Genomic DNA, 22,931 nt, shown 5'->3' on the forward strand with positions numbered 1-22,931 from the left:
CTCTTCCCGAAGGGACGCACCATGCAGAGCAATCCCGATTCAACGCCCGACACCATCGTTCTCGTCCACGGACTCTGGATGACCCCGCGCAGCTGGCGCGGGTGGAAGGAACGCTTCGAAGCCCGCGGGTACACGGTCCTCACCCCCGGTTACCCCGGATTCGAGATCGAAGTCGAGGGGCTCCGCGAGAACCCCACCCTGATCGCTAATCTCACCGTGCCGCAGACCGTCGGGCACCTGGCCGGAATCATCTCGGCCCTTCCGGCACCGCCCATCATCATCGGGCACTCCTTCGGTGGCACCCTCACCCAGCTGTTGCTCGCCCGCGGGCTCGGGGCCGCCGGCGTGGTCATCGACTCGGCGCCGACCGAGGGCGTGCGGGTCACTCCGCTGTCTCAGGTGCGGTCGCTCTTTCCCGCGCTCAAGAACCCCGCCAACCGGCACAGGGCTGTCGGCTTCACCCCCGAGGAGTTCCACTACGCCTTCGCGAACACGCTTTCCCGCGATGAGTCCGACGCGGTCTGGCAGGAGTTCGCCATTCCCGCGCCGGGCAACTGGGTGTGGGCATACGGACTGATCGCGAACTTCACGCCGGGCAAGCAGGAGACCTGGGTCGACTACGCGAAGGACCGCGCCCCGCTGCTCTTCATCGGCGGTGAAGAGGACCACATCATGCCGCCATCGGTCAACAAGTCGAACGCCCGGCACTACGACAAGTCGCCCGCCCTGACCGGGTACCACGAGTTTCGCGGTCGGTCGCACTGGATCTGCGCAGAACCCGGCTGGGAGGAGGTCGCCGACTACGCCCTCGACTGGGCGATGGAGCACGCCGAGCCGACGTGGGTCTCCGCCGACTGAGGCAGTACCGGTCGGGCCGCATCACCCGGTCCGGCCGCCAGAACGACACGGCTACTCCGGCTACTGCGGCTAGCCCGGCTAGTCCGGCCGCCGAGGCGGCGCGTAGTGATCCTCACCACGTGCCGCCTTATCCACGACGTCGCGAATGCGTGCTGCCCGCACCGCCGGGGTCTTGATACCGTTCAGTCGAAAGTAGACGCGAAACCGGTCGACCTTCGTCATCGCGTCGTGGAACGCCGCCGCCGCGGGATTCGCGTCGAGGGCCGCCCGCAGGTCGGCCGGCGCCTCCGCCCCCTTCTGTCGGTACGCGGCATCCCATCGTCCATCGGCTTTCGCGCGCTCGACCTCGGCCAGGCCCGACTCGCGCATCATTCCCGCAGCGGTCAGCCTGGCGACGTGCTCCCGGTTGACCTGCGACCACGGGCTGTTCTTTCGCCGCGGCGAGAATGCCTGCAACGTGTAGTCATCATCGAGCCGCGCCGACTGGCCGTCGATCCACCCGAAGCACAGGGCGACGTCCAGGGCCTCCGACCAGGTGATCCCGGGCGCCGACGACGATTTCTTGCGCAATTTCAGACGGATGCCGGCATCCGGCGGGTCGTTCTCGAGAAACCGTGTCCACTCCTCGATCGACAACTCCAGAATCGGCTTGTCTTCAAAGCTGGCCATGCGCTCTCCTCACTCACCTTCGTGCAATCTGCGCCATCCCCTTATATCCGTACCGCACCCGGCGTACATTGCCCCAATGTCGAGTGCAAAATCCGGTGATCAGGTCGCCAAGCCGAACAGCGAACTCAAGCGGTCCATCACGGGTCGCCTCCTGTTCTTCTACGTGCTGGGTGACGTGCTCGGCTCCGGCATCTACGTGCTCATCGGCGCGGTGGCGGGGGAGGTCGGGGGAGCTTTCTGGCTCGCCTTCGCGATCGGCGTCTCGGTCGCCACGATCACCGGACTCGCCTACGCCGAGCTGGTAACCAAGTACCCGCAGGCCGCGGGTGCAGCCCTGTACGTGAACAAGGCGTTCAAGCGGCCGATGCTCACGTTCCTTATCACTATCTGCATGCTGTCGGCGAGCTTCGCCGCGACAGCATCGCTCGCGAACGGCTTCGCCCGCTACTTCGGGTCGGTGTTCACCGCATCGCCGGTGCTGATCGTCACGTTGGTCTTCGTGGTCGCGCTCAGCGTGATCAACTTCATCGGCATCACCGAATCCGTCGTACTCAACATGGTCATGACCTTCATCGAGGTGTCCGGCCTCATCATCGTGGTAGTCATCGGAATCATCCACGTCACGCAGGGCAATGCCGACCCCGGCGTTCTCGTGCAGTTCGACACCGGCGAGACGATCCCGATCTTCGCGGTCGTGGCGGGTGTCGCGCTCGCCTTCTTCGCCATGACCGGTTTCGAGAATGCGGCCAACGTGGCAGAAGAGACCATCGACCCGGCTCGCACCTTCCCGCGCGCCCTGATCGGGGGAATGATCGCGGCCGGTGTCATCTATGTGCTGGTCGCCATGTCCGCCGCGCTGGTCGTTCCCGTCGACACGCTCGCCGGGTCGGACGCCGCCCTGCTCGAGGTCATCCGCGCTGGCGTGCTCCCCATCTCTGTCGCGGTGATGGTCGTCATCTTCGCGGTCATCGCCATGGTCGCCATCACCAACACCACGCTCGTCGCCGTGGTCACCCAGTCTCGAATCCTCTACGGCATGGCCCGCGAAGACGTCGTGCCGAGCATGTTCGGACGTATCCACCACACGCGCCGCAGCCCGTGGGTCGCCCTGCTATTCGCGGCAGTCGTCGTCACGGCACTCCTCATTGTCGGCTCCATCCTCAACGACGCCATCGGCATCGACGTGGTGACGACGCTCGCCAGCGTGACCGTCGTATTCCTGCTCTTCATCTACGCCCTCGTGATCGTCTCGGCACTCAAGCTGCGCGGCCACGACGAGCACGACGACAGCTACCGGGCCAACACCCCATTGCTGTACGTCGGGCTGCTCGGCAACGCGGTGCTGCTGGTCTACGTGATCGTCGACGACCCCAGCTCGCTGATCTGGGTGGCCGGCCTGCTCGCCCTCGGCTTTCTGCTCTACCTGTCCAAGCGACTGTTCAGCTCGAAGAAGGGCACCCCCACCGGGGCTACCGACGCCGCCGTGCCGACGAAACAGGAGAACTGACTATGCGCGTCATCCTCGCCACCGACGGATCCCGACAATCCCTCGCGGCTGCCCGCCAGTTGATGGCCTTCGCCGACGCGACCAAGGTAACCGAGGTCGTTGTGGTAGCCGTGATCAGCCCCCGAGCCTCGGTGCCATTCGCGAACGAGCTGGCCCCCACGAAGGCGAAAGGCGCGGCGGCCATCGACCTGAGCTTTCGCGAGGAAGCGCAGGCCGCGGTCAACGCAGTCGCGGCCGAATTCGACGGCTGGGGGCCAAAGGTCGTCAAGAAGGTGCGCAGCGGCTCGCCCGCCGCTGAGATCGTCAAGGCGGCAGAGCAGATGGAGGCCGACCTGGTGGTCGTGGCGAGCGGCAACCGCGGTCTCAGCAACACCATCCTGCTCGGCGGAACCGCCCAGCGTATCCAGCACTCCGCCCCCTGCCCGGTGCTCGTCACCCGCCCCACCCCGCGTTCCGTCGCGGCGGATCGCAGGCGTCGGTAAAGGCATCGACAGCCAGTGGGGGAGTGAGCCACGAGTACACCGGTGAACGTGCCGACCCCCCGCAAACGCTCAGCCCAGAGGCATACCCTGAGGTAACAGCCAGTAACGAAAGCAGGCGCTGATCGTGTCCCGAAACTCCCTCAAGTGGCTCCCCGCCATCGTCGTTCCCGCCGTCGTCATCACCGGAATCGTTGCCCTTCCTCTGCAGGCCGGTGCGGCCGTCGACCTTCCAGACAAGTCAGCCAAGGACGTGCTGCTGATGGTGGCCGACAGTGATGTCACCGCCTTCTCCGGCGAGGTCGAGAAGACGGCAAACCTCGGACTCCCCAGCATGGACGTCAGCGCGGGCCTCTCGCCCGGCATGGTCGACCAGATGTCGGAGCAGGTACCGGAGGGCATGGAGGACTTCGTGCCCGGCGCCGCAGCGACCGGCGCCATGGCCGCCGCCCTCGAACTGTTCAGCGGATCGCACACCGCCCGCGTCTACGTCGACGGCCCCGACAAGGTGCGCGTGCAGGTGCAGGATTCCCTCGCCGAGCGCAACATCGTGAGCAACGGCACCGACGCCTGGCTCTACGACTCCGAGTCCAACACCGCGACCCACGCCGAGATCCCTGCCGAGCTCACAGCCGACATCGAAGAGAAGATCGCCGCGGCGCAGGTGCTCGCACCCGCCGACCTGTCGACCCCGTCGCAGATCGCCGACCGCTTCCTCAGCGAGATCGACCCCAGCACCACGGTCAGCGTCGGCACCGACGGTGTCGTCGCGGGACGCAGCGCCTACGAACTCATCCTCACGCCGAAGACCACCGAGACACTGGTCGAGTCCGTGTCCATCGCGGTCGACTCTGAGACCGGTCTTCCGCTCGGCGTCACCGTGCGGGCCGTCGGGCAGGAAGACCCCGCGTTCCGGGCTGCATTCACCGAGATCGACCTCTCGGCACCGGCATCCACCCTGTTCGACTTCACGCCGCCCGCCGGCGCGACCGTCGACGAGCTCGCCGTGCCCGAGATGACCGACGGACAGAAGCCCGAGCTCACCCCCGAGCAGCAGGCCGAGGTCGACGCCCTGCGCGCCGCCCCGCCCGTCGTGACCGGTGAGGCGTGGAGCACCGTCGTCGAACTGCCTGCCGACACCATCCCCGCCGAGCTGCGCGAGAACGAACTGCTCGCCGAGCTCACCACCGAGGTCGACGGCGGCCGCGTGCTGTCCACGTCGCTCGTGAACGTGCTCCTCGCCACCGACGGCCGGGTCTTCGCCGGATCCGTGCCCGTGGCGCAGTTGCAAGCCGCAGCGTCCGCTCAGTGAGCCCCGACGCCCCGGCCCTCGACCTCGCGATCGAGAGCCGGGGCCTCACCAAGCGCTTCGGCACCCAGGTCGCCGTCGCCGGTATCGACCTCGCCGTACCGCGGGGGTCGGTGTTCGGTTTTCTCGGACCCAACGGGTCGGGAAAGACCACCAGCATCCGGATGCTGCTGGGTCTGACCCAGCCCAGCGGTGGCGAGGTCTCCGTGCTCGGAGATCGCATGCCCGAGCGACTCCGCGAGGTGCTGCCCCGCGTCGGGGCCCTCGTCGAAGGGCCCGCGTTCTACCCGTTCCTCTCGGGCACCGCCAACCTGAACCGGCTCGACACCGCTGACCCGCATTCGTCGCGGCGCACCCGCACCGACCGCGTGGCATCAGCCCTCGACCGGGTCGGACTCAGCCACGCCGCGGGCAAGAAGGTGGGCGCGTACTCGCTCGGCATGAAGCAACGCCTCGGGCTCGCTAACGCGCTGTTGCAGCCGCGCGAGCTGCTGGTGCTCGACGAACCCACCAACGGGCTCGACCCGCAGGGCACCCGCGAGGTGCGCAGCCTGATCCGATCGTTCGCGTCGGAAGGCACCACCATCTTCGTCTCCAGCCACCTGCTCGCCGAGATCGAGCAGATGTGCACCCACGCGGCCGTCATGAGCGCCGGCAGCATCGTGGCCCAGGGAACCCTCGACCAGTTGCGCCAGGTCGGCGAGACCCGGGTGCGGGTGCAGACCCCCGACGCCGACGCGGCCCGCCATGTTCTGACCGGCCTCGGAATGATGCCGACCGTGGAGACTCATGCCGACGCCGACCCGTGGGTGACCGCTCCGGTCGGCGCGACCCCGCTCAAGGCGGAGGACATCGTGCTGTCGCTCGTCGGCGCTAACGTGCGCGTGCGCGGCTACGCCATCGAACAGCCCAGCCTCGAAGAACGCTTCGTCGCCCTGACAGGAGAGGGATTCGATGTCGTCCAATGAAGCGACCTTCGGTTCGAACACTGCACCCACCACGGAGACCGGAGAGGGATCCGATGTCGTCCAGTGACGTGACCCCCAGCACCACTACGGCCACGGCCGACGCGCCCCGTTCGCGCGTGCCGCTGGGCCTTGACCTGGTGGGCTCGGAGCTGTCGGTGCTCTTCCGCCGCCGCCGCACCTGGGCGATGCTCGTGGCGGTCGCCCTCATCCCCATCCTGCTCGCCATCGCCGTGCGACTGTCGTCGGACACCCTTGCTCCGGGGGAGGGCCCGCCCTTCCTCGACCGGGTGACCCAGAACGGGCTCTTCGTCGGATTCACGGCCATGATCGTCGGCATCCCGCTGTTCCTGCCGCTCACCATCGGCGTCGTCGCCGGTGACACCATCGCTGGAGAAGCCGGGCAGGGCACGCTGCGCTACCTGCTCACCGCTCCCGCCGGCCGGGTGCGGCTGCTGCTCGTCAAGTACATTGGCGCCGCCGCGTTCTGCGTCGCGGCGGCGTTCACCCTGATGATCGTCGGCATCCTGATCGGAGCGCTGCTGTTCCCGGTCGGCCCGGTCACGCTGCTCTCGGGCGACGTGATCAGCGTGCCGGAGTCGCTGCTGCGGTCGCTGCTGGTCGCCAGCTACGTCACCGTGTCGCTCCTCGGCCTATCGGCCATCGGCCTGTTCATCTCGACGCTCACCGACGTGCCGGTCGGCGCGATGGCCGCGACCATCGTGGTGTCGGTGGTCGCGCAGATCCTCGACGTGCTCCCGCAACTGTCGTGGCTGCACCCGTGGCTGTTCAGCCACTACTGGCTCGGCTTCGCCGACCTGCTGCGGCAGCCGCTCGACCTGGGCTCGTTCGCCGACAACATCCTCGTGCAGCTCTGCTACATCGCGGTGTTCGGGGCCCTCGCATATAGCCGGTTCTCGACGAAGGACATCCTCTCGTAGCACCAGCCGGCACCGGCCGGGGGCCGCGTCACCAGCGTGTTCCTGGCAGTGTCACATCGCGTCGCCGATGTAGGAGTACTTGACGAAGACCTCCGATGCGATGCCCGACTCCTCGAGCACGCCCTGCACGGCGGTGAGCATGTAGCGGGAATCCCACCCCATGTACAGGAAGTGCTCGTCGTCGAGGGTGTCCCAGTGGCCGTTCCACGCCTGCGCCCCGAAGATGGGCCCGCCGCGACGCGCGCTGAGGGCGACCACGTGCTCGCGGGAATCCGCCCACAGCCGCTTGAAGATGCGGTTGAAGAGGTACTTGACGTCGTAGACCTCCCAGTGCTCGCCCCGGTACTCGACGTACTCGAACTCACGCTGCCAGCCGCGCGGCCACCCGCGACGGCGCTGCGCGTCGAGGATCGGGGTGAGCCCGTCGTCGTCGATGCCGGCCGCGGTCGGGCGCGACCAGATGCGCACGAAGTCCGCGGTGAGCCGGGCGGTACGCTCGGCGATGGCCGCGGTGCCCCAGGCCGGGGTGCCGGCGATCTCGCGGGTCGACGCGACGTCGCTCGCGGGGTAGATGCGGTCGCGCTTCTCGGGGTAGCCGGCGTCGATGGCACGTTCGCCCAGGGTGTCTTCGAGCAGGGCGAGGTTGCCGAGGGATGCCGCGAGCGCACGGTGGCTGTTCTGCTCGTCTTCGCTGTACTCGGCCCATTCGCGCACGCCGTCACCGCTCCACGAATCGGCCGGAGCGAGCGGGAACACGTGGTCGACGGCGTAGTCGCTCGTGCTCCCGACGCCGGCGATGCGGCCGAGGACGTAGGCGGCATGCGGGAGTGCGCTGTACTTCAATTCGACGCGCACGCGGGCGTCGGAGGGCGTGATGCGTGCGATCGCGGCATCCAAGGCTCCTGCGCTCTCGGAGCGCGCGCGGCACAGCCGGGCGACCAGGCGGTCATTACCCAGCCCCACGACGGTACGGCGCAGCAGCAGCGACTGCACGCCCTCGAGGGTGCGGATGAGGGCAGCGCGGTCGATGTCGCCGGTGAGATAGTCGCGGTACTCCCGCATGACGAGCGGATACATGCCACGTCCGACGGTGTTGACGTAGCCGAGCTGGCGGCCGACCTCGGCGTCGTCGGCGTGCTGTGGCTCGAGCAGGGTGCGGTACACCGCGGAGTAGGCGGTCCACTCGGCGGCGAGCTCGCGCAGCGTGCCGATGTCGAGGCGCGGGAATTGCTGGCGGAACGCGTCGTACACGCCGCGTCCGTCGCCCGCGTCGATCTCGCGCCCGGTGGTCATCACCAGGTAGTGCCGCCAGAATGCCGCGATCGAGTCACCGGTGTTCTGCTCGATGGGCAGCCAGTACGTCGATTCGATCTCGGTCTGCTCTGCGTGGGTGAGGCCCATCAGCACGTAGTTGTGGATGAGCTCGTGGTCGCGCAGCGGCTCGCCCGTCGAGTTGAGGCTCTCGAAGATCTGCTGCGCGTTCGCTCCGGCACGCAGCGTGATGGCGACGTGCTCGAGGCGCTGCAGGCCCGACCACATGCGGGGCACCTCCTCTGGGGGAACCTGGCTGCGGAAGAACGCGTAATTGGCATCGAACCGGGAGTCGCGATCCTCGTCGCCCGACCCGCGGCGACCGAGCACGACGCTCTCGAAGACGTCGGCCCACGCGCGGTGCGGGCGCAGCTTGGTTCCGCCGCTGCCGTTCACCAGAACGGCTTCGAGTTCGGCGGCGAGGGCGGTGTCGCGGGTCTCGGCCGGTTGCTGGAGCACGGTGTGGTGCAGCGCGGCGATGAGCAGCATGAGGGTGGTGATGCGCTGCTGGCCGTCGATGAGCACCAGCTCGGTGGCGTCGACGGAGGCGCCAGCCTGCCCGTCGTGTGCCGGGTGCCGGTTGGTGCTCGACAGGATCGAGCCGATGAAGTGCGTGTGGGTGTCGCGTGCGTCGGAGACCGCGCGGATGTCGGCGAGCAGCTGTTCGCACCCGCCGATGTCCCAGCGGTACTGCCGCTGGTAGACGGGAACCACGATGGTGGTGCGCGGGGCCGAGAGCCAGCCGATGGTGTTGACCGCGGTCGCGTCGATGTTCGTGGCTGTGGCCATGGCCTGGTTCGCCCTTCGGGAGAGTGTCGACGGCACTCGTGGTGCCCGGGCCGGTGGCCCTCGAGTCGAAGTGGCGACAGTGGATGCCCCGAGCGCTGCGCCGCGGCATCCACTGTATCCGCACTGGCGACAGGCCCCGGCTGTTCACCCGCCGCGGCGCGCCTCCAAGATAGGGTTACCTAAGTTGGGCCTGTTAAAACGTGCTGGCCCCTGAACAAAAGGACATGGTTCACATCATGGGATACATCAAATCTGCCGCCCTCGAAGAGACCGGCTACGTCGTACTCGACCGCTACAACCAGGAGCTCGACCCCCAGGAATGGATGGATATCGAGTACGTCGACTGGAAGTCGTCGGGCGAGACCCGCTTCGCGCCGCTCGCGAGCGCCTTCGGCGAGATCGAGGTGAACGGTTTCTGGAACCACAAGCCGCCGCGCACCGACAAGGACGGCGTCTGGATCGACTCCCAGGTGGAGAAGGCCCCGAACCTCACCCGCCGCGCCCAGGAGCCCGGCGCCAACGTCGGCCGCTGCCGCGTGATCGAGCTGCTGCCGAACTCGTATGCTGACTGCCTGTACAACCTGCACCAGGACGACAACAACCGCCTCAACCCCGACGGCACCGGCTGGGTCGTTCGCGGCTTCTTCAACCTCACCAACGACGAGACCAGCTTCTTCGTGCTGCGCGAGAACCGCACCGACCCGAGCGTCGAATACCGCATCGCCCTGCCGGCCGGCGCACAGCTGATCATCGACACCCAGCGCCTCTGGCACGCGGCCACGCACCTCGGAACCGACCCGCGCTACTGCCTCATCACCTCGTGGGAGTCCGGCCCCGAGCTCGACGCCTACATCGCCGAGCACAACGGGGTCAACCGCGTGCCGAACGTCGAGGTCGACCAGGAGGTCCTCGACGCCGGCCAGGTGGAGCAGAGCCGCCGCATCGCCGCCCGCGCCGCGTACTACGCGGCCAAGGGACAGGCCGAGAAGACCGCGATGAGCGAGGCGTAGGCACCCGCCTCACTGCTCCGCCCGCTGCGCCCGCAGTACCCGCGTTACCGCGACCGCCCTTCCCGCTTCGGGGAGGGCGGTTCGCGTTGCGGGCCCGCTTGTAGGCTGGGCGCGCCGGCACGAGACGAGGAACATGCCATGAGGAACAACCCGGGGTTCGCGCTCGATGACGTCGAGGCGATCAGGCAACTCGTGCGCGAGAATCCCTGGGTCACGTTCGTGAGCTTCGTCGAGGGGCGCGGGCTCGTGGCATCCCACTATCCGGTGATCCTCGACGAGACTGCGCGTCCTGCAGATGCGGGGGCCGGCGATGCGGGGGCCGGCGAGATCGTGCTGCTCACCCACTTCGGGCGTCCCGACGAGGTGCTGCACGGCCTCGGCAGCGGCGAGATCATGGCCATCGTGCAGGGCCCGCATGGGTACATCTCGCCCGGATGGTACGAGAGCACGCCCGCGGTACCGACCTGGAACTTCGTGGTCGCGCACCTGCACGGGGTTCCCGAGATCCTCGACCACGCCGAGAACCTCACCGTGCTGGAGACACTCGTCGAGCGTTTCGAGCGCGATCTGCCCGAGCCCTTTCTCATGCGCAAGACGCTGGAGAACGGCGAATGGGCGGACCGCATCGCGCATGGCACCGTCGGATTTCGGCTGCGGGTCACGCGGTTCGAGGCGAAGAACAAGATGAGCCAGAACAAGCCGGCCGAGGTCGTCGACCGCGTCGTCGACGCGCTCACCAGGCCCGGCCCGTACCGCAACGACGCGCTCGCCCGCCGCATGGTCGACGTGCGAGACGCCGCGCGCGAGACACGACGTTAACGGCCAGGAGAACCCGCGCGGCTAGGGTGGCCGCATGGAGTACACCTCATGATCGAAGTCCGCGGGCTGAGCAAGCACTACGGATCCACCACCGCCGTCGACGATGTGACGTTCACCGTCAAGCCGGGCATGGTCACCGGCTTCCTCGGGCCGAACGGCGCAGGCAAGTCGACCACGATGCGCATGATCGTCGGCCTCGACCGGCCGTCCGCCGGAAGCGCGACGGTGAACGGCCGCCCGTACGCCGAGCACCGCGCCCCACTACGCGAGGTGGGCGTACTGCTCGACGCGAAGGCCGTGCACACCGGTCGCAGCGCCCGGAACCACCTGCGCGCCCTCGCCGCGACGCACGGCATCGCGAAGGCCAGGGTCGACGAGGTCATCGCCCTGACCGGGCTCGAGTCCGTCGCCCGCAAGCGTGTCGGCGGCTTCTCGCTCGGTATGGGGCAGCGCCTCGGAATCGCGGCGGCGCTGCTCGGCGACCCCGCCACCCTCATCCTCGACGAACCCGTGAACGGACTCGACCCCGAGGGCGTCATCTGGGTTCGTACCCTCGCCCGCCACCTCGCCTCGGAGGGACGCACGGTCTTCCTGTCATCGCACCTGATGTCGGAGATGGCGCAAACCGCCGACCACATCATCGTGCTCGGCCGCGGAAAGGTCGTCGCCGACGCCCCGGTGCACCAGATCCTCGAAATGGCGAAGGGCACGGCCGTGCGCGTGCGCGCACCCCGCTCCGAAGCGCTGGCGGAGCTGCTGCGCGGCGACGGCGTCGACGTGACGGCAGACGATGGCGGGAGGTTGCGGGTCACGGGAATCACCGCACCGCGCATCGGCGAGCTCGCGGCATCCACCGGCCTCGTCCTGCACGAACTCACCCCGCTGGAGGGATCACTCGAAGACGCGTACCTCGCGCTGACCCAGGGCGAGGTCGAGTACCACGCGGGCGCGCTTCCCCCATCGCCCGACGGATCCTTCCCGACCGCACCGTCCGCCACGATGACCGCGCCGACCTCGGCCACGGGAGGCACCCGATGACAACCACCACCACCGCACCCACCGGCCCCGCTACCGCCGAACGCTCCGGCCTGTCCTTCGGGGGAGTGCTGCGCTCCGAGGCGATCAAGCTCACCACCCTGCGCTCCACCGTCTGGTGCTTTGCCATCATCGTGCTCGTCACGGTCGGGCTGGCATTCTTGCTCGCCGCTACCTTCTTCACTCCGGCGCCCCTCCCCGACGACGGGGTGCAGGCGGTGTGGGTGCAGGTGGGAACGCTCGGCATCACGTTCAGCCAGCTCGTCGTCGCCGTTCTCGGTGCCCTCGTCATCACGGGTGAATATAGCACTGGCATGATCCGCTCGACGCTCACCGCGGTACCGCGTCGCATTCCCGCCCTCGCCGCGAAGGCCATCGTCATCGGCGTGGCGACCTTCGTCGTCGGGCTGGTCTCGGTGCTCGCCGCCGCGTTCCTCCCCGCCGGCATTCTGGCCGGCAACGGGGCGGAGCCCGATTTCGCGGACCCCGCTGCATACGCGGCATTCGCGGGCGGCGCGCTGTACCTCGCGCTGATCGCCGTGCTGTCGCTCTCGATCGGCACCATCGTGCGCAACAGCGCGGGGGGAATTGCCGCATCGCTCGGCCTGCTGCTGGTCGTGCCGGGTGTGCTCTCGCTCATCGCCGCGATCACGAGCACCGAGTGGCTGCAGAACCTCAGCCAGTTCCTCCCGAGCGCCCTCGGCAACGTGCTGTACGCCTACCCGCAGGACACCGGCCCCGTGCCCGACGGTATCGTCGCGCTCGAGCCGTGGCAGGCAGCGCTCTGGCTGTTCGCCTGGGTGGCCGTCGCTTTCGCCACGGCCGCGGTGCTCATCAAGCGTCGCGACGCGTAACGTCCGCTTCTGCCGTAACGCACAGACCCCGGCTGCACTGGAGGAATCCAGTGCAGCCGGGGTCTGTGGTGTTAGGACGTCAGCGCGTCAGGGCGTCGACAACGATCTGGTCAGGCGAAGGTCGACGCGTCGATCACGAAGCGGTAGCGCACGTCAGACGACAGCACGCGCTCGTAGGCGTCGTTGATGCCGTCGGCGTTCACCAGCTCGATCTCGGGCGCGATTCCGTGCTCGGCGCAGAAGTCGAGCATCTCCTGCGTCTCGCCGATGCTGCCGATACCCGAGCCCGCGAACGAGCGACGTCCGCCGATGAGCGAGAACGCCTGCACGGGCAGCGGCTCGGAGGGTGCGCCGACGTTGACCAACGTGCCGTTCAGGGCGAGCAGCGACAGGTGCGCGTTCATGTCGATCTCGGCGCTCACGGTGTTGATGATGAGGTCGAACTCGTTGGCGAGGGTCTCGAAGGTGGCCTCGTCGCCGGTCGCGTAGTAGTGGTCGGCGCCGAGGCGCAGTCCGTCCTCCTTCTTGCTCAGCGTGCGCGAGAGCACGGTGACCTCGGCACCCATGGCGTGGGCGATCTTGACGGCCATGTGGCCGAGGCCGCCCATACCGACGACGGCGACCTTGGAACCGGGGCCGGCCTTCCAGTGGTGGAGCGGCGAGTAGGTGGTGATGCCGGCGCACAGCAGGGGAGCAGCGGCCTCGTACGGGATGCTCTCCGGAACCTTGAGCACGAAGTCCTCGACGACGACGACGTGGGTGGAGTATCCGCCCTGGGTGATGGTGCCGTCGCGGTCGACCGACGCGTAGGTGCCGGTGTTGCCCTTGAGGCAGTAGTTCTCGTCGCCGGAGAGGCAGTTGACGCACTCACGGCAGGAGTTGACCATGCAGCCGACGCCGACGCGGTCGCCGACGTTGTGCAAGGTGACGTCGGATCCGACCTCGGTGACGACACCGACGATCTCGTGGCCGACGGTGAGCGGGTAGGCGACCGGTCCCCAGTCGCCGCGCACGGTGTGGATGTCGGAGTGGCAGATGCCGGCGTAGGCGATCTCGATGAGCACGTCCTTCGCGCCGACATCGCGGCGCTCGATGGTCGTGGGAACGAGGGGTTCGGTGGCGGACGGTGCCGCGTATGCGTTGACGGTAAGCATGGTTCTCCTATTGCTCCGCTGAGCGGGGGTAATGGGTTGTGGCCGCAACTGACCACCCGCAGAACGGGGGTGATCGGGGGAGTGGGCCAAGCGCCACGGTATCAGGCGAAAAAAGGCGGCAGGTTTGTGCCGGGGGCCTTGCCCCATCGTCGTGACGGGAGTAGCAAGGACGCAAAACCAGACAAGGGAGCCATTATGACTGTCGTGAGCACCGTGAAAGACCCGAACGCACTGACCCTCACCTTCGTCACCGAATTCGACGCCGCAGTCGACCAGGTGTGGCAGTTGTGGAAGGACCCGCGCCAGCTCGAGCGGTGGTGGGGCCCGCCGACCTATCCCGCCACCTTCGACTCGCACGACTTCACGGTCGGTGGAAGGTCCCTGTACTACATGACGTCGCCCGAGGGCGAGAAGATGTGGGGCTGGTGGGAGACCACGGCGATCGAGGAGCTATTGCGGTACGAGTTCGACGACGGTTTCGCCAACGACGACGGCAGTAAGAACACCGACATCGATTCCACCCACGGAGTCGTGACCCTCGAGGCAGTCGGTGACAAGACCAGGATGACCATCGTCTCCTTCTTCACGAGCCAGAAGCAGCTCGACGAGATGGTCGAGATGGGCATGGAAGAGGGAATGCGCGAAGCCCTCGGCCAGATCGACTCAATCCTGACGAGCGTGTCTGCCTGACAATCCGCGCGCGGTCCGGCGATCAGTCGGCCGGGCCGTGCGCGACTCGCTTGGGGGGTACGACCGTGCTGTCGGCCGGGGGACAGATGACGTACGGTCGGAACAACGACCTGGGGGGCTCGCCATCACTACGACACTGCGCTCGCGCACGTCCGGCCGCGCGAAACCGCCGCCGTCCGGGGCGCCCGCGGCCTCGCAGCGCATCCGCGAGCAGGCCGTCGAACGCTTCGGAACGGTTCACGACCCGTCGCCCATCGTCAAGCAGGCGCCGACGACCCTGCTGTTCGGTGCCGCCATCGCCCTGTGCCTCGTGTTCGCCGACGTCGAAGTGCGTCACCCGTCGTGGTTCATGATCGGATGCGTCGCCCTCGTCGCCGCGACGGTCGCCGCCGTCATCCTCAGCACGCGATCCTCGTGGTGGCACTTCGGCTGGGTAGTGGGCATCGTCGACTTCGTCTCGCTGGGCTTCCTGCGGCTGGGAACCGATTCCACGAACTCCCCGCTGGTCTACCTCGCCGTACTGCCCGTGCTCTTCTTTGCGGGGGAACGGGGCCGCCACAACGTGCTGATCGCGGGCGTCGGCACGCTGGTCGCCCTGGTCGGCCCGATCCTCGTCGACCCGCACGGCGACAGCGACGTGCAGTTGTGGGCCGGGCTGTTCGCCACCCTGGTGCTGATCTGTGTCGCCGCCATCTTCAACGAGGTGACCAACGCTTTCCGCGTGCAGACCGTCGAGACGCGGGAGCTCGCGGAGTTTCGCGACGAGTTGCTGCAGGAGAGCATGGTGCAGATCACCATGCTCGAAGAGAGCAACGCGCAGCGCCACGCCGCCGAGGAGCGGCTGCGTGGCCTGTGGTCGGCCGTCACCGAGCAGGCAGCCATTGGAACCACCCTCGACGGGCTCATCGACAGCTGGAATCCCGGCGCGGAGAAGATGCTCGGCGTCACCGCCGCGCAGGCCGAGGGCATCCGGCACATCACGTCGCTGCACGTGACCCGCGAGCTCGACGAACGGGTGAACGAGCTCGGCCCCGACTCCCGGTCTAACGGAATGCCGCCGCGGTTCCGGGCACTCGTGCACGCCGCGAAGGACGGCGTCGCCGACGTGCGCGACTGGACCTGGGTGCGCGGCGACGACGAGGAATTCCCCGTGCAGGTCAGCGTCACCCCGCGGCTGAGCGATGACGGCGACATCGTCGGCTACCTCTTCGTGGCCAACGACATGACCGAGGCACGGGAGGTCGCCAAGCTCAAGGACAACTTCGTCGGCCTGATCTCGCACGAGCTGCGCACCCCGCTCAGCTCGATCGTCGGTTACCTCGAACTCATTCGCGACGAGGAGGTCTCCGACCTCACCGAGGACCAGCTGCAGTACCTCGGCATCGCGGAACGCAACGCCCACCGGCTGCTGCGGCTCGTCGGTGACCTGCTGTTCACCGCACAGGTCGAGTCGGGGGCGTTCACCCTCGAGGTGGCGCCCCTGGACGTGGCATCCATCGTCGCTGCCTCGGTCGAGTCCGCGCAGCCCGCCGTCGCCAGGGCGGGTATCACCCTGGTCGCCGAGGGCATTAGCGTCGGCGTGACCGTCGACGGGGATCCGGTGCGACTCGGGCAGGCCGTCGACAACCTGGTGTCGAACGCCATCAAGTTCACGCCAGCGGGTGGGTCGGTGACGGTCTCGCTCGCCCGGGAGGGCCGGCGCGCGGTGATCTCGGTGAGCGACACCGGGTTCGGTATCGCGGCCGAGGAGCTCGACAAGCTGTTCTCCCGGTTCTTCCGCGCCAGCACGGCGACCCGCAACGCGGTGCCGGGGGTCGGACTCGGGCTGACCATCACCAAGGCCATCGTGGTCGCGCACCGCGGCGACCTGACCGTCTCGAGCGTCGAGGGATCCGGCACGACCTTCGGCATCTCGCTTCCCCTCGCCCGCCGCGGCCGCAAGGCCGGCCCGGTCGGCTGACCGGTCACCGCGGCACGGCAGGATGGGGGCATGCACCCCGTCGCCGCCCTCAACGAGATCGCTTTCTGGCTCGAGCGCGAGCTCGCCCCGACCTTCAAGGTCAAGGCGTTCCGCTCGGCGGCCGAGATCGTCGGTTCACTGTCGACCGACGAGATCGCCGCCCGGGCCGCCGACGGGCGGCTCACGAAGACCAAGGGGATCGGTGCTCGCACCTTCGAGGTGATCAGCCAGGCAGTGGATGGCGCGGTACCCGACTACCTCGAGAACCTGCGCACCACGGGCGCGAAACCCCTCGCCGACGGGGGTACCGACCTGCTGGCGCAGCTGCGGGGCGACCTGCACAGCCACAGCGAGTGGTCGGACGGCGGGTCGACGATCGAGCAGATGGTCGCCGCGGCCCGCTCACTCGGCCGTGAATACCTCGCCCTCACCGACCACTCGCCGTCGCTGAAGGTCGCGAGCGGGCTCACCGCAGAACGACTCGCGGAGCAGCTCGACGTGATCGACGGCCTGGCCACCGGGGGTGCGGGCTCCAGCGACGGCGACGGCGACACCGGCGAAGGCGACGCCAGCGACGGCGACGCTGGCGCGGCAGGCGACTTCCGGCTCCTCACCGGAATCGAGGTCGACATCCTCGAGGACGGAACCCTCGACCAGACGCGCGAGATGCTCGACCGCCTCGACATCGTGGTGGCGAGCGTGCACTCCAAGCTGCGGGCCGATTCGGCCACCATGACCGAGCGCATGCTGGGCGGTATCCGCGATCCGCACACCACGGTGCTCGGGCACTGCACGGGGCGGCTGCTCTCCGGGTCGCGCGGCACCCGCCCGCCCTCCGACTTCGACGCCGAAGCCGTGTTCGCCGCCTGCGCCGAGCACGACGTCGCCGTCGAGATCAACAGCCGTCCGGAGCGCCAGGACCCGCCGGACGACCTCATCACGCTCGCCCTCGACGCCGGGTGCCTGTTCAGTATCGACACCGACGCGCACGCGCCTGGACAGCTCGACTTCCTCGCCTACGGCGCCGAGCGTGCCGACCGGGCCGGGGTGCCCGTCGACCGCATCATCACGTCCTGGCCGGTGGAGCGCCTGCTCGAATGGGCCGGCCGCCGCCGGTGACGCCTGCCGCGAGGCAGTGATTCCCGGGGTGCGGTCCTGACACCTCCCGCGCGGTCGTGGTGCCCGCCGCAATGCACGGCGCCGCTCAATCGAGTCGCAGCTCGAAGTACTCGCTGTGCGGGTCGTCGGTGTAGTCGGCAAACGGCGGGCACCGCACGAAACCGGCCCGCGCATACAACCGCCGCGCCCGGGCGAAGTACTCCTCCGCCCCGGTCTCCAGGCTGAGCAGCTGGATGCCGCGGCGCCGCGCATCGGCGATGAGCGCGTCGAGCAGCGCGGTGGCCACGCCCCGGCCCCGCGCGGCCGGCGTCGTGCGCATCGACTTGAGCTCGGCCCACCGCGGGTCGATCTCGCGCAGCGCACCGCAGGCCAGCAGGTCGCCGTTCTCGCGCACCGACCAGAACGCGATGTCGGCGCCGAGCAGCGCGGCGTGGTCAAGGGCGTGCACGCTCTCGGCGGGCGACGTGGCGAACATGTCGGCCAGGTGCTCGTCGAGCAGCTGGTGGATGTCGGCCCGCCGGGGGTCGTCCCTCGCGATGACGAGCGCGGCAGCATCCATCACCACAGTGTGCCCGACCGGAAGTGCCGCGTACCCGACCGGTGCATGACCGGACGCTGCCTGCCGGACCGCTGCTTCGGGCGTCACCGCGCGGGCACTTCGGCCGCCTCTAGTGAACGCTGCTCGGCCGCGAGCTGCTCGGTCTGCCTTTCGGATGCGGTGATCTCGCGCTCCGAGCGGCGGTGCACGACGCCGACGATGGCGTAGGTGCCGAAGCCGATGACCCCCGAGACCAGCGTCGCCCAGCCGTCGAACCCGGCGCCGACGATCGAGTTCTCGATGTAGAGGATGTCGTTCGGCACCCCGTAGAGGGTCGGGGTCAGGGCGAGCAGCGTCATGCGCACGACGAAGCCGACGCCGGCGGCCGCAAGGGCCGCCGAGACGCCCGGGCGCCGCCAGAACACACCGAGGATGAACGGGGCGGCGAGGCACGCCAGCATCAGGTCGAACGCGAGGGTCAGCAGGATGCCGGTCTGGCTCACCCGCATGGCGAGGAACACGGCGGTGATGACGATCGGCACCATGGCGATGCGGGTCCAGCGCAGCAGCGGGTCGGCGCCGGTGGTGACCGAGCGACGCACGTTGAAGATGTTGCGCACTGCGATGGCCGAGGTGGCGAGGATCGCACCGGACGCGGTGGAGAACGACGCGGCGACGATCCCCGACAGCACCAGGATGGCGAGTAGCGGTGGGGCGTACTCGTCGAGCAGGGTGAACAGGATGGGGCCGTCGTCGACGGTGATGCCGAGGACGGCGGAGGCGGTCAGCGCGACGAGGGCGAAGATCGTGCCGATGCCGGCGGTCGCTGCGGCGCCGATGAAGCACGCCTGCTGGGCCACCTTGGGCGACTTGGCTCCGAAGATGCGCTGCATGAAGTCGATTGCGACGATGTCTCCGATGCCGAGCGCGATGAGTGTCGCCCAGTTGATCGGGGCGCCCTGCGCGGAGTCGGTGAGCTGTCCGAGGTCGAACGGCCCCATGCCCTCGGGGATGACGATGCCGTAGGAGAGCGCCACCCACGCCAGCAGCGCGATCGAGGCGACGACCGTGATCGCGGTCTGGATGGCGGCGGTGTAGGCGTCGGAGAAGAGTCCACCGCCGATCGTGTACGCGAGCACCAGCGCGACGGCGAGAACGACGCCCCAGGTGTATGGAATGTTCGCGAACCGCTCGAGCAAAAAGCCGCAGGCGACCAGGTTGCCGGCGAGGAGGGTGATGAAGGCCAGGATCATGATCACCGACGCGACGACCTCGGTGGGCCGGTTGTAGCGGATGCGAAAGAAGTCCGCGAGGGTGAGCAGCTTCATGGCGTTCATCGGCTTGGCGAGAAAGAGGCCGGTCAGCAGCAGGCAGAGGGCGAGGCCCAGCGCGAGCGATGCCCCCGACCAGAACCCGAACTGCGAGGTGAGGTCGGTGTTGCCGACGGTGGCGTTGGAATCGACGGCGGCGGCGGTGAGCGACACGGCGACCAGGGGCACCCCGAGTTGTCGGCCGGCGACGAGAAAGTTGGCGCTGTCGCCGTCGACCTTGCGGGCGACGACGATGCCCACGATGAGGACCGCGAGGACGGTGATACCCACTCCGATGATGATCATGACTGCTCCCAGATAGGCCGTGACGGGGGGAAAGCGAGCGCGACCGGGTTTCTGTCGATCGATAAGTACCTTTATGCGCCTCGCACGTTGTCGGCCGCTTTCGGGCATGAGTCGATCGTGTTAAATGGCGCGCCGAACCGCCCGGGCAGGCGGGGTAACCCGGCAGCGGGCGCGCCGAACGGCCCGGCACCCGGCAGCTGAACGGGTTACCGGTACGGAGCGCGCGGGATCAGCGGCGGGACTCCGACCACGCCAGCGAGTTCTTCGCCTGCTCGGCGGTGAGGGGGGTGACGCCGCCGCAGTTCGTGCAGCGGTTGTGGTACTTCGTCGATAGCGGAATGAGGGGGATGAAGAACAGGCTGATGCGGTTCGAGCGCTTCATCACGTTCTGCGGCACGTTCTGGCCGCAGAAGTGGCAGATGAACGCGACGACGTTGATGAGGGATTCGCTGATCGAGTTGCCGAAGATCAAAAACATGGGGAGGCCTCTCGGGCTGCGAAATAGTGCGGAAGGGGAAGGAGTGCGGAAGTTAGAGCTGGAGTGCGGCACCAGGAGGGTGCCGCTGGTCACTTCTCGGCCAGCGAGCCGGCGTGGTCGGGGACGTGCTTGTGCAGTTCCTTGGCCGGTCGTTCGTAGTCGCTAGATTTCGGCCGCGCGGGGATCTGGATCTCGTCGGGATCGCGGTGCTCGTACGGCACCTGCGACAGCAGGTGATTGATCGCGTTGAGCCGCGACGAGCGCTTGTCGTCGCTCTCGATGGTCCACCACGGGGCGTCGACGGTGTCGGTCGCCTCGAACATGGCGTCCTTGGCCCGCGAGTAGTCCTCCCAACGGCTGATCGACAGCACGTCGGTGTCGGAGAGCTTCCATCGACGCATCGGGTCGCCGAGCCGTGAATGGAAGCGCTGCTCCTGCACGTCGTCGGATACCGAGAACCAGTACTTGATGAGGATGATGCCGTCGTCGACGAGCATCTTCTCGAACAGCGGCGCCTGCTGCAGGAACAGCTGGTACTGCTCGGCGGTGCAGTACTCCATGACGCGTTCCACGCCCGCGCGGTTGTACCAGGAGCGGTCCATGAGCACGATCTCGCCCTTTGTGGGGAGGTGCTCGACGTAGCGCTGGAAGTACCACTGCCCCTTCTCCCGCTCGCTCGGCGTCGGCAGAGCGACGACCCGCGCCGATCGGGGGTTCAGGTACTGCATGATGCGTTTGATCGCGCCGCCCTTGCCCGCGGCGTCCCTGCCCTCGAAGATGACGACCAGCCGCGCGCCAGTGTCGACCACCCAGCGCTGCATGGTCACCAGTTCGACCTGCAGTCGCTCGAGCTCTGACTCGTAGGGCTTCTTCGGTACGCGCTTGGGGGGTGCCTGCAATTTCGGGTCCTGCTCCGCTGGGCCCTGCGTGCCGCTCTTCTTTCCCTTGGTCTTCGACATTGCCAAACCTTACGCCCGCCCTAGCACATCCAGCCATTCGGCGTGCGATGGGCAGCACCCCGTAGCGGCTTGCCTCCGGGCGCCTTCACACTGGATTCCTGCTGGCCGCAGCTGTGCCCGGCATTTCGACTCACGATTCCACCATCCACTCACCGAGGACACCCCATGCCCGACCAGCCTATGAAGATCGCCGCCGTCATCTACAACCCGATCAAGGTCGACCTCGATGCCCTGCGCGAGGCCATCACGACCGAGGCGGATGCCGCGGGCTGGGGCGAGACGCGCTGGTACCCCACCTCGGTCGAGGACGAGGGACAGGGCGCGACCGGCGAGGCACTGGCCGACAAGGTCGACCTCGTGATCGCCGCGGGCGGGGACGGCACCGTGCGTGCCGTCGCCGAGGCCGTGCGCGGCTCCGGCGTTCCCGTCGCGCTGCTGCCATCGGGAACCGGCAACCTGCTCGCCCGCAACCTCAAGCTCACCCTCGACAACATGCCGACCTCCGTGAAGGTCGCCTTCACCGGTGTCGACCGCGACATCGACCTCGGCGTGATCGACATCGAGCGCGAAGACAAGAGCCGCGACCGCCACGTCTATGTCGTCATGGCGGGCATGGGCCTCGACGCGAAGATGATCGAGAACACCGACGACGACCTCAAGGCGAAGGCGGGCTGGGTCGCCTACGTCAAGGCGATCGCCGCGTCGCTGCGCGACAGAAACGAACTGCACCTGCGCTTCCAGCTCGATGGGGGCCCCCGCCGCCGCGCGACGGCGCACACGGTCATCCTCGGTAATTGTGGATCATTGCCCGCCAACGTGCTGCTGATGCCCGACGCCGTGATCGACGACGGACTGTTCGACCTGATGCTGATGCGCCCGGGCGGCGTGCTCGGCTGGATCCGGGTGTGGACCAAGATCGCCTGGACCAATGGCGTGCTGCGCCGCACCAAGACCGGTGCCGCCATCGCCGGGGAACGCCGCAACGACGGCGACCTGCACTACGAGACCGGCAAGAAGTTCGTCGCCCGCCTGTCGCGCCCCGAGGTCATCGAACTCGACGGCGACACCTTCGGCACGGCGACCGCGTTCAACTCCTTCATCGACCCCGGCGCCCTGACCGTGCGCATCCCCGCCGACGCGTAACCCGTCACCTGCGGCATTCACCCGGAACGGGGCGTGGGCTACCGTGCCGCGAGCAGTGCCGTCGAGTGCAGGCGGGCGGCCGCGATGGCGGTGGATGCCACGTCGATCACTTTCAGCGCCGCATCCGCGATCGACGGCGCGGTGAGCTCGTCGATCGTCTCCGGTTCGCGGCGACGTTGCAGGATGACGCTCTCGACGAGTCCGAGCACGAGGATGCTCGCAGCCCTGCCCTCGGTCGCAGGCACCCCGCAGGCCACCACGAGGGTCTCGTAGGCCGCCTCGAGCTCGGCCCGCAGCGCATGGAACGGCGCGAACCGCTCGTCGGCGAGCTCGGGGATCAGGTACAGCGATCCGATGTTCGTTTCGCCGCCGGAGAGCAGCCGGGCATCGGCGACGCACAGCGCCCACAGCCGCGATTCGGCCGGTTCCGGGCCGTCGAGCAGGCGACGGGCGACGTCGAGCGACGGCCGCACGGTGCCGAGCAGCAGCTCGAGGAGGATCTCGTGCTTCCCGCTGAAGTAGTGGTAGACGCTGGCCTGCCGAATGCCCGCGGTGGCCGCGAGGGAGTGGGTGCTCGTGCTGCCGTAGCCCACGGTGCAGAACAGGTGGGCGGCCGCGTGCAGGATGTCGTTTCGCGTGCCCAGTCCGGTGGGGGAGGGTCCGGCCGCACGGGGTCGTCCGCTGGTGCGCGCCATGATGCAGCCACGGTATCACCCGGCCTTCCCGTC

Annotated in this window: 22 protein-coding genes; 14 read left to right on the forward strand and 8 right to left on the reverse strand. The window is 68.2% G+C overall.

Features of this window, described 5'->3' with window-relative positions:
• The first annotated feature begins 21 nt into the window (after positions 1-21).
• Positions 22-858, forward strand: coding sequence for an alpha/beta hydrolase (locus G5S38_RS05410; RefSeq protein ID WP_165065498.1), 837 nt, complete (start codon positions 22-24; stop codon positions 856-858).
• A gap of 78 nt (positions 859-936) precedes the next feature.
• On the opposite strand, the gene G5S38_RS05415 is transcribed toward G5S38_RS05410, so the two are convergent.
• Positions 937-1,527 (reverse strand): YdeI/OmpD-associated family protein, encoded by a 591-nt coding sequence (locus tag G5S38_RS05415; RefSeq protein WP_165065501.1) that lies wholly within the window; start codon positions 1,525-1,527, stop codon positions 937-939.
• Positions 1,528-1,603: 76 nt separating this feature from the next.
• Here G5S38_RS05415 and G5S38_RS05420 point away from each other — a divergent pair, with 76 nt between their 5' ends.
• The 5 genes from G5S38_RS05420 (at position 1,604) to G5S38_RS05440 (ending at position 6,728) form a co-directional block, all read left to right on the forward strand.
• A complete protein-coding gene (locus G5S38_RS05420; RefSeq protein WP_165065504.1) occupies positions 1,604-3,034 on the forward strand; it encodes an APC family permease in 1,431 nt (476 codons plus the stop codon).
• A gap of 2 nt (positions 3,035-3,036) precedes the next feature.
• Positions 3,037-3,516, forward strand: a complete 480-nt coding sequence (locus tag G5S38_RS05425; RefSeq protein WP_165065507.1) for a universal stress protein — start codon at positions 3,037-3,039, stop codon at positions 3,514-3,516.
• 124 nt (positions 3,517-3,640) lie between these two features.
• Positions 3,641-4,825 (forward strand): LolA family protein, encoded by a 1,185-nt coding sequence (locus G5S38_RS05430; RefSeq protein ID WP_165065510.1) that lies wholly within the window; start codon positions 3,641-3,643, stop codon positions 4,823-4,825.
• A complete protein-coding gene (locus G5S38_RS05435) occupies positions 4,822-5,790 on the forward strand; it encodes an ABC transporter ATP-binding protein (protein WP_165065513.1) in 969 nt (322 codons plus the stop codon). Before G5S38_RS05430 ends, G5S38_RS05435 begins: the two co-directional genes overlap by 4 nt.
• A 53-nt stretch (positions 5,791-5,843) precedes the next feature.
• Positions 5,844-6,728: an ABC transporter permease gene (locus G5S38_RS05440; protein ID WP_201276592.1), complete on the forward strand. Its 885-nt coding sequence runs from the start codon at positions 5,844-5,846 to the stop codon at positions 6,726-6,728.
• 51 nt (positions 6,729-6,779) lie between these two features.
• Here G5S38_RS05440 and G5S38_RS05445 read toward each other — a convergent pair whose 3' ends face one another.
• Positions 6,780-8,828: a DUF262 domain-containing protein gene (locus G5S38_RS05445; RefSeq protein ID WP_165065521.1), complete on the reverse strand. Its 2,049-nt coding sequence runs from the start codon at positions 8,826-8,828 to the stop codon at positions 6,780-6,782.
• A gap of 236 nt (positions 8,829-9,064) precedes the next feature.
• Between G5S38_RS05445 and G5S38_RS05450 the strand changes: the two genes are divergently transcribed.
• From G5S38_RS05450 to G5S38_RS05465, 4 genes are all read left to right on the forward strand, one after another.
• Positions 9,065-9,838, forward strand: a complete 774-nt coding sequence (locus tag G5S38_RS05450; RefSeq protein WP_165065524.1) for a hypothetical protein — start codon at positions 9,065-9,067, stop codon at positions 9,836-9,838.
• A 138-nt stretch (positions 9,839-9,976) separates the two neighbouring features.
• A complete protein-coding gene (locus tag G5S38_RS05455; protein ID WP_165065527.1) occupies positions 9,977-10,657 on the forward strand; it encodes an FMN-binding negative transcriptional regulator in 681 nt (226 codons plus the stop codon).
• Between the two features lie 48 nt (positions 10,658-10,705).
• On the forward strand, positions 10,706-11,695 hold the full coding sequence (locus G5S38_RS05460) for an ABC transporter ATP-binding protein (RefSeq protein WP_165065530.1): 990 nt from the start codon (positions 10,706-10,708) through the stop codon (positions 11,693-11,695).
• On the forward strand, positions 11,692-12,546 hold the full coding sequence (locus G5S38_RS05465; protein ID WP_165065535.1) for an ABC transporter permease subunit: 855 nt from the start codon (positions 11,692-11,694) through the stop codon (positions 12,544-12,546). Before G5S38_RS05460 ends, G5S38_RS05465 begins: the two co-directional genes overlap by 4 nt.
• A 110-nt stretch (positions 12,547-12,656) precedes the next feature.
• Here G5S38_RS05465 and G5S38_RS05470 read toward each other — a convergent pair whose 3' ends face one another.
• On the reverse strand, positions 12,657-13,700 hold the full coding sequence (locus G5S38_RS05470; RefSeq protein ID WP_165065538.1) for an NAD(P)-dependent alcohol dehydrogenase: 1,044 nt from the start codon (positions 13,698-13,700) through the stop codon (positions 12,657-12,659).
• Between the two features lie 195 nt (positions 13,701-13,895).
• Here G5S38_RS05470 and G5S38_RS05475 point away from each other — a divergent pair, with 195 nt between their 5' ends.
• From G5S38_RS05475 to G5S38_RS05485, 3 genes are read left to right on the forward strand one after another with little or no spacing between them, the layout of a single operon-like run.
• The gene (locus tag G5S38_RS05475) at positions 13,896-14,390 is read left to right on the forward strand and encodes an SRPBCC family protein (protein ID WP_165065541.1); all 495 of its coding nucleotides are present in this window, start codon (positions 13,896-13,898) and stop codon (positions 14,388-14,390) included.
• 37 nt (positions 14,391-14,427) lie between these two features.
• The gene (locus G5S38_RS05480; RefSeq protein ID WP_235928917.1) at positions 14,428-16,350 is read left to right on the forward strand and encodes a PAS domain-containing sensor histidine kinase; all 1,923 of its coding nucleotides are present in this window, start codon (positions 14,428-14,430) and stop codon (positions 16,348-16,350) included.
• A gap of 30 nt (positions 16,351-16,380) precedes the next feature.
• Positions 16,381-17,469 (forward strand): PHP domain-containing protein, encoded by a 1,089-nt coding sequence (locus G5S38_RS05485; protein WP_165065544.1) that lies wholly within the window; start codon positions 16,381-16,383, stop codon positions 17,467-17,469.
• Between the two features lie 85 nt (positions 17,470-17,554).
• On the opposite strand, the gene G5S38_RS05490 is transcribed toward G5S38_RS05485, so the two are convergent.
• The 4 genes from G5S38_RS05490 to ppk2 form a co-directional block, all read right to left on the reverse strand.
• Positions 17,555-18,028 (reverse strand): GNAT family N-acetyltransferase, encoded by a 474-nt coding sequence (locus G5S38_RS05490; RefSeq protein ID WP_165065547.1) that lies wholly within the window; start codon positions 18,026-18,028, stop codon positions 17,555-17,557.
• A gap of 83 nt (positions 18,029-18,111) precedes the next feature.
• Positions 18,112-19,623 (reverse strand): sodium:solute symporter family transporter, encoded by a 1,512-nt coding sequence (locus G5S38_RS05495; RefSeq protein WP_165065550.1) that lies wholly within the window; start codon positions 19,621-19,623, stop codon positions 18,112-18,114.
• A gap of 229 nt (positions 19,624-19,852) precedes the next feature.
• A complete protein-coding gene (locus G5S38_RS05500; protein ID WP_165065553.1) occupies positions 19,853-20,101 on the reverse strand; it encodes a zinc-ribbon domain-containing protein in 249 nt (82 codons plus the stop codon).
• 89 nt (positions 20,102-20,190) lie between these two features.
• The gene (gene ppk2 / locus G5S38_RS05505; protein WP_165065556.1) at positions 20,191-21,060 is read right to left on the reverse strand and encodes a polyphosphate kinase 2; all 870 of its coding nucleotides are present in this window, start codon (positions 21,058-21,060) and stop codon (positions 20,191-20,193) included.
• Between the two features lie 165 nt (positions 21,061-21,225).
• Here ppk2 and G5S38_RS05510 point away from each other — a divergent pair, with 165 nt between their 5' ends.
• Positions 21,226-22,203 (forward strand): diacylglycerol/lipid kinase family protein, encoded by a 978-nt coding sequence (locus tag G5S38_RS05510; protein ID WP_165065559.1) that lies wholly within the window; start codon positions 21,226-21,228, stop codon positions 22,201-22,203.
• 38 nt (positions 22,204-22,241) lie between these two features.
• Here the strand turns inward: G5S38_RS05510 and G5S38_RS05515 are convergent, their stop codons facing one another.
• A complete protein-coding gene (locus G5S38_RS05515) occupies positions 22,242-22,898 on the reverse strand; it encodes a TetR/AcrR family transcriptional regulator (protein WP_165065562.1) in 657 nt (218 codons plus the stop codon).
• Positions 22,899-22,931 lie beyond the last annotated feature (33 nt).

Origin of the sequence: Marisediminicola senii (assembly GCF_011057645.1) — a bacterium.
Lineage (GTDB): Bacteria > Actinomycetota > Actinomycetes > Actinomycetales > Microbacteriaceae > Marisediminicola > Marisediminicola senii.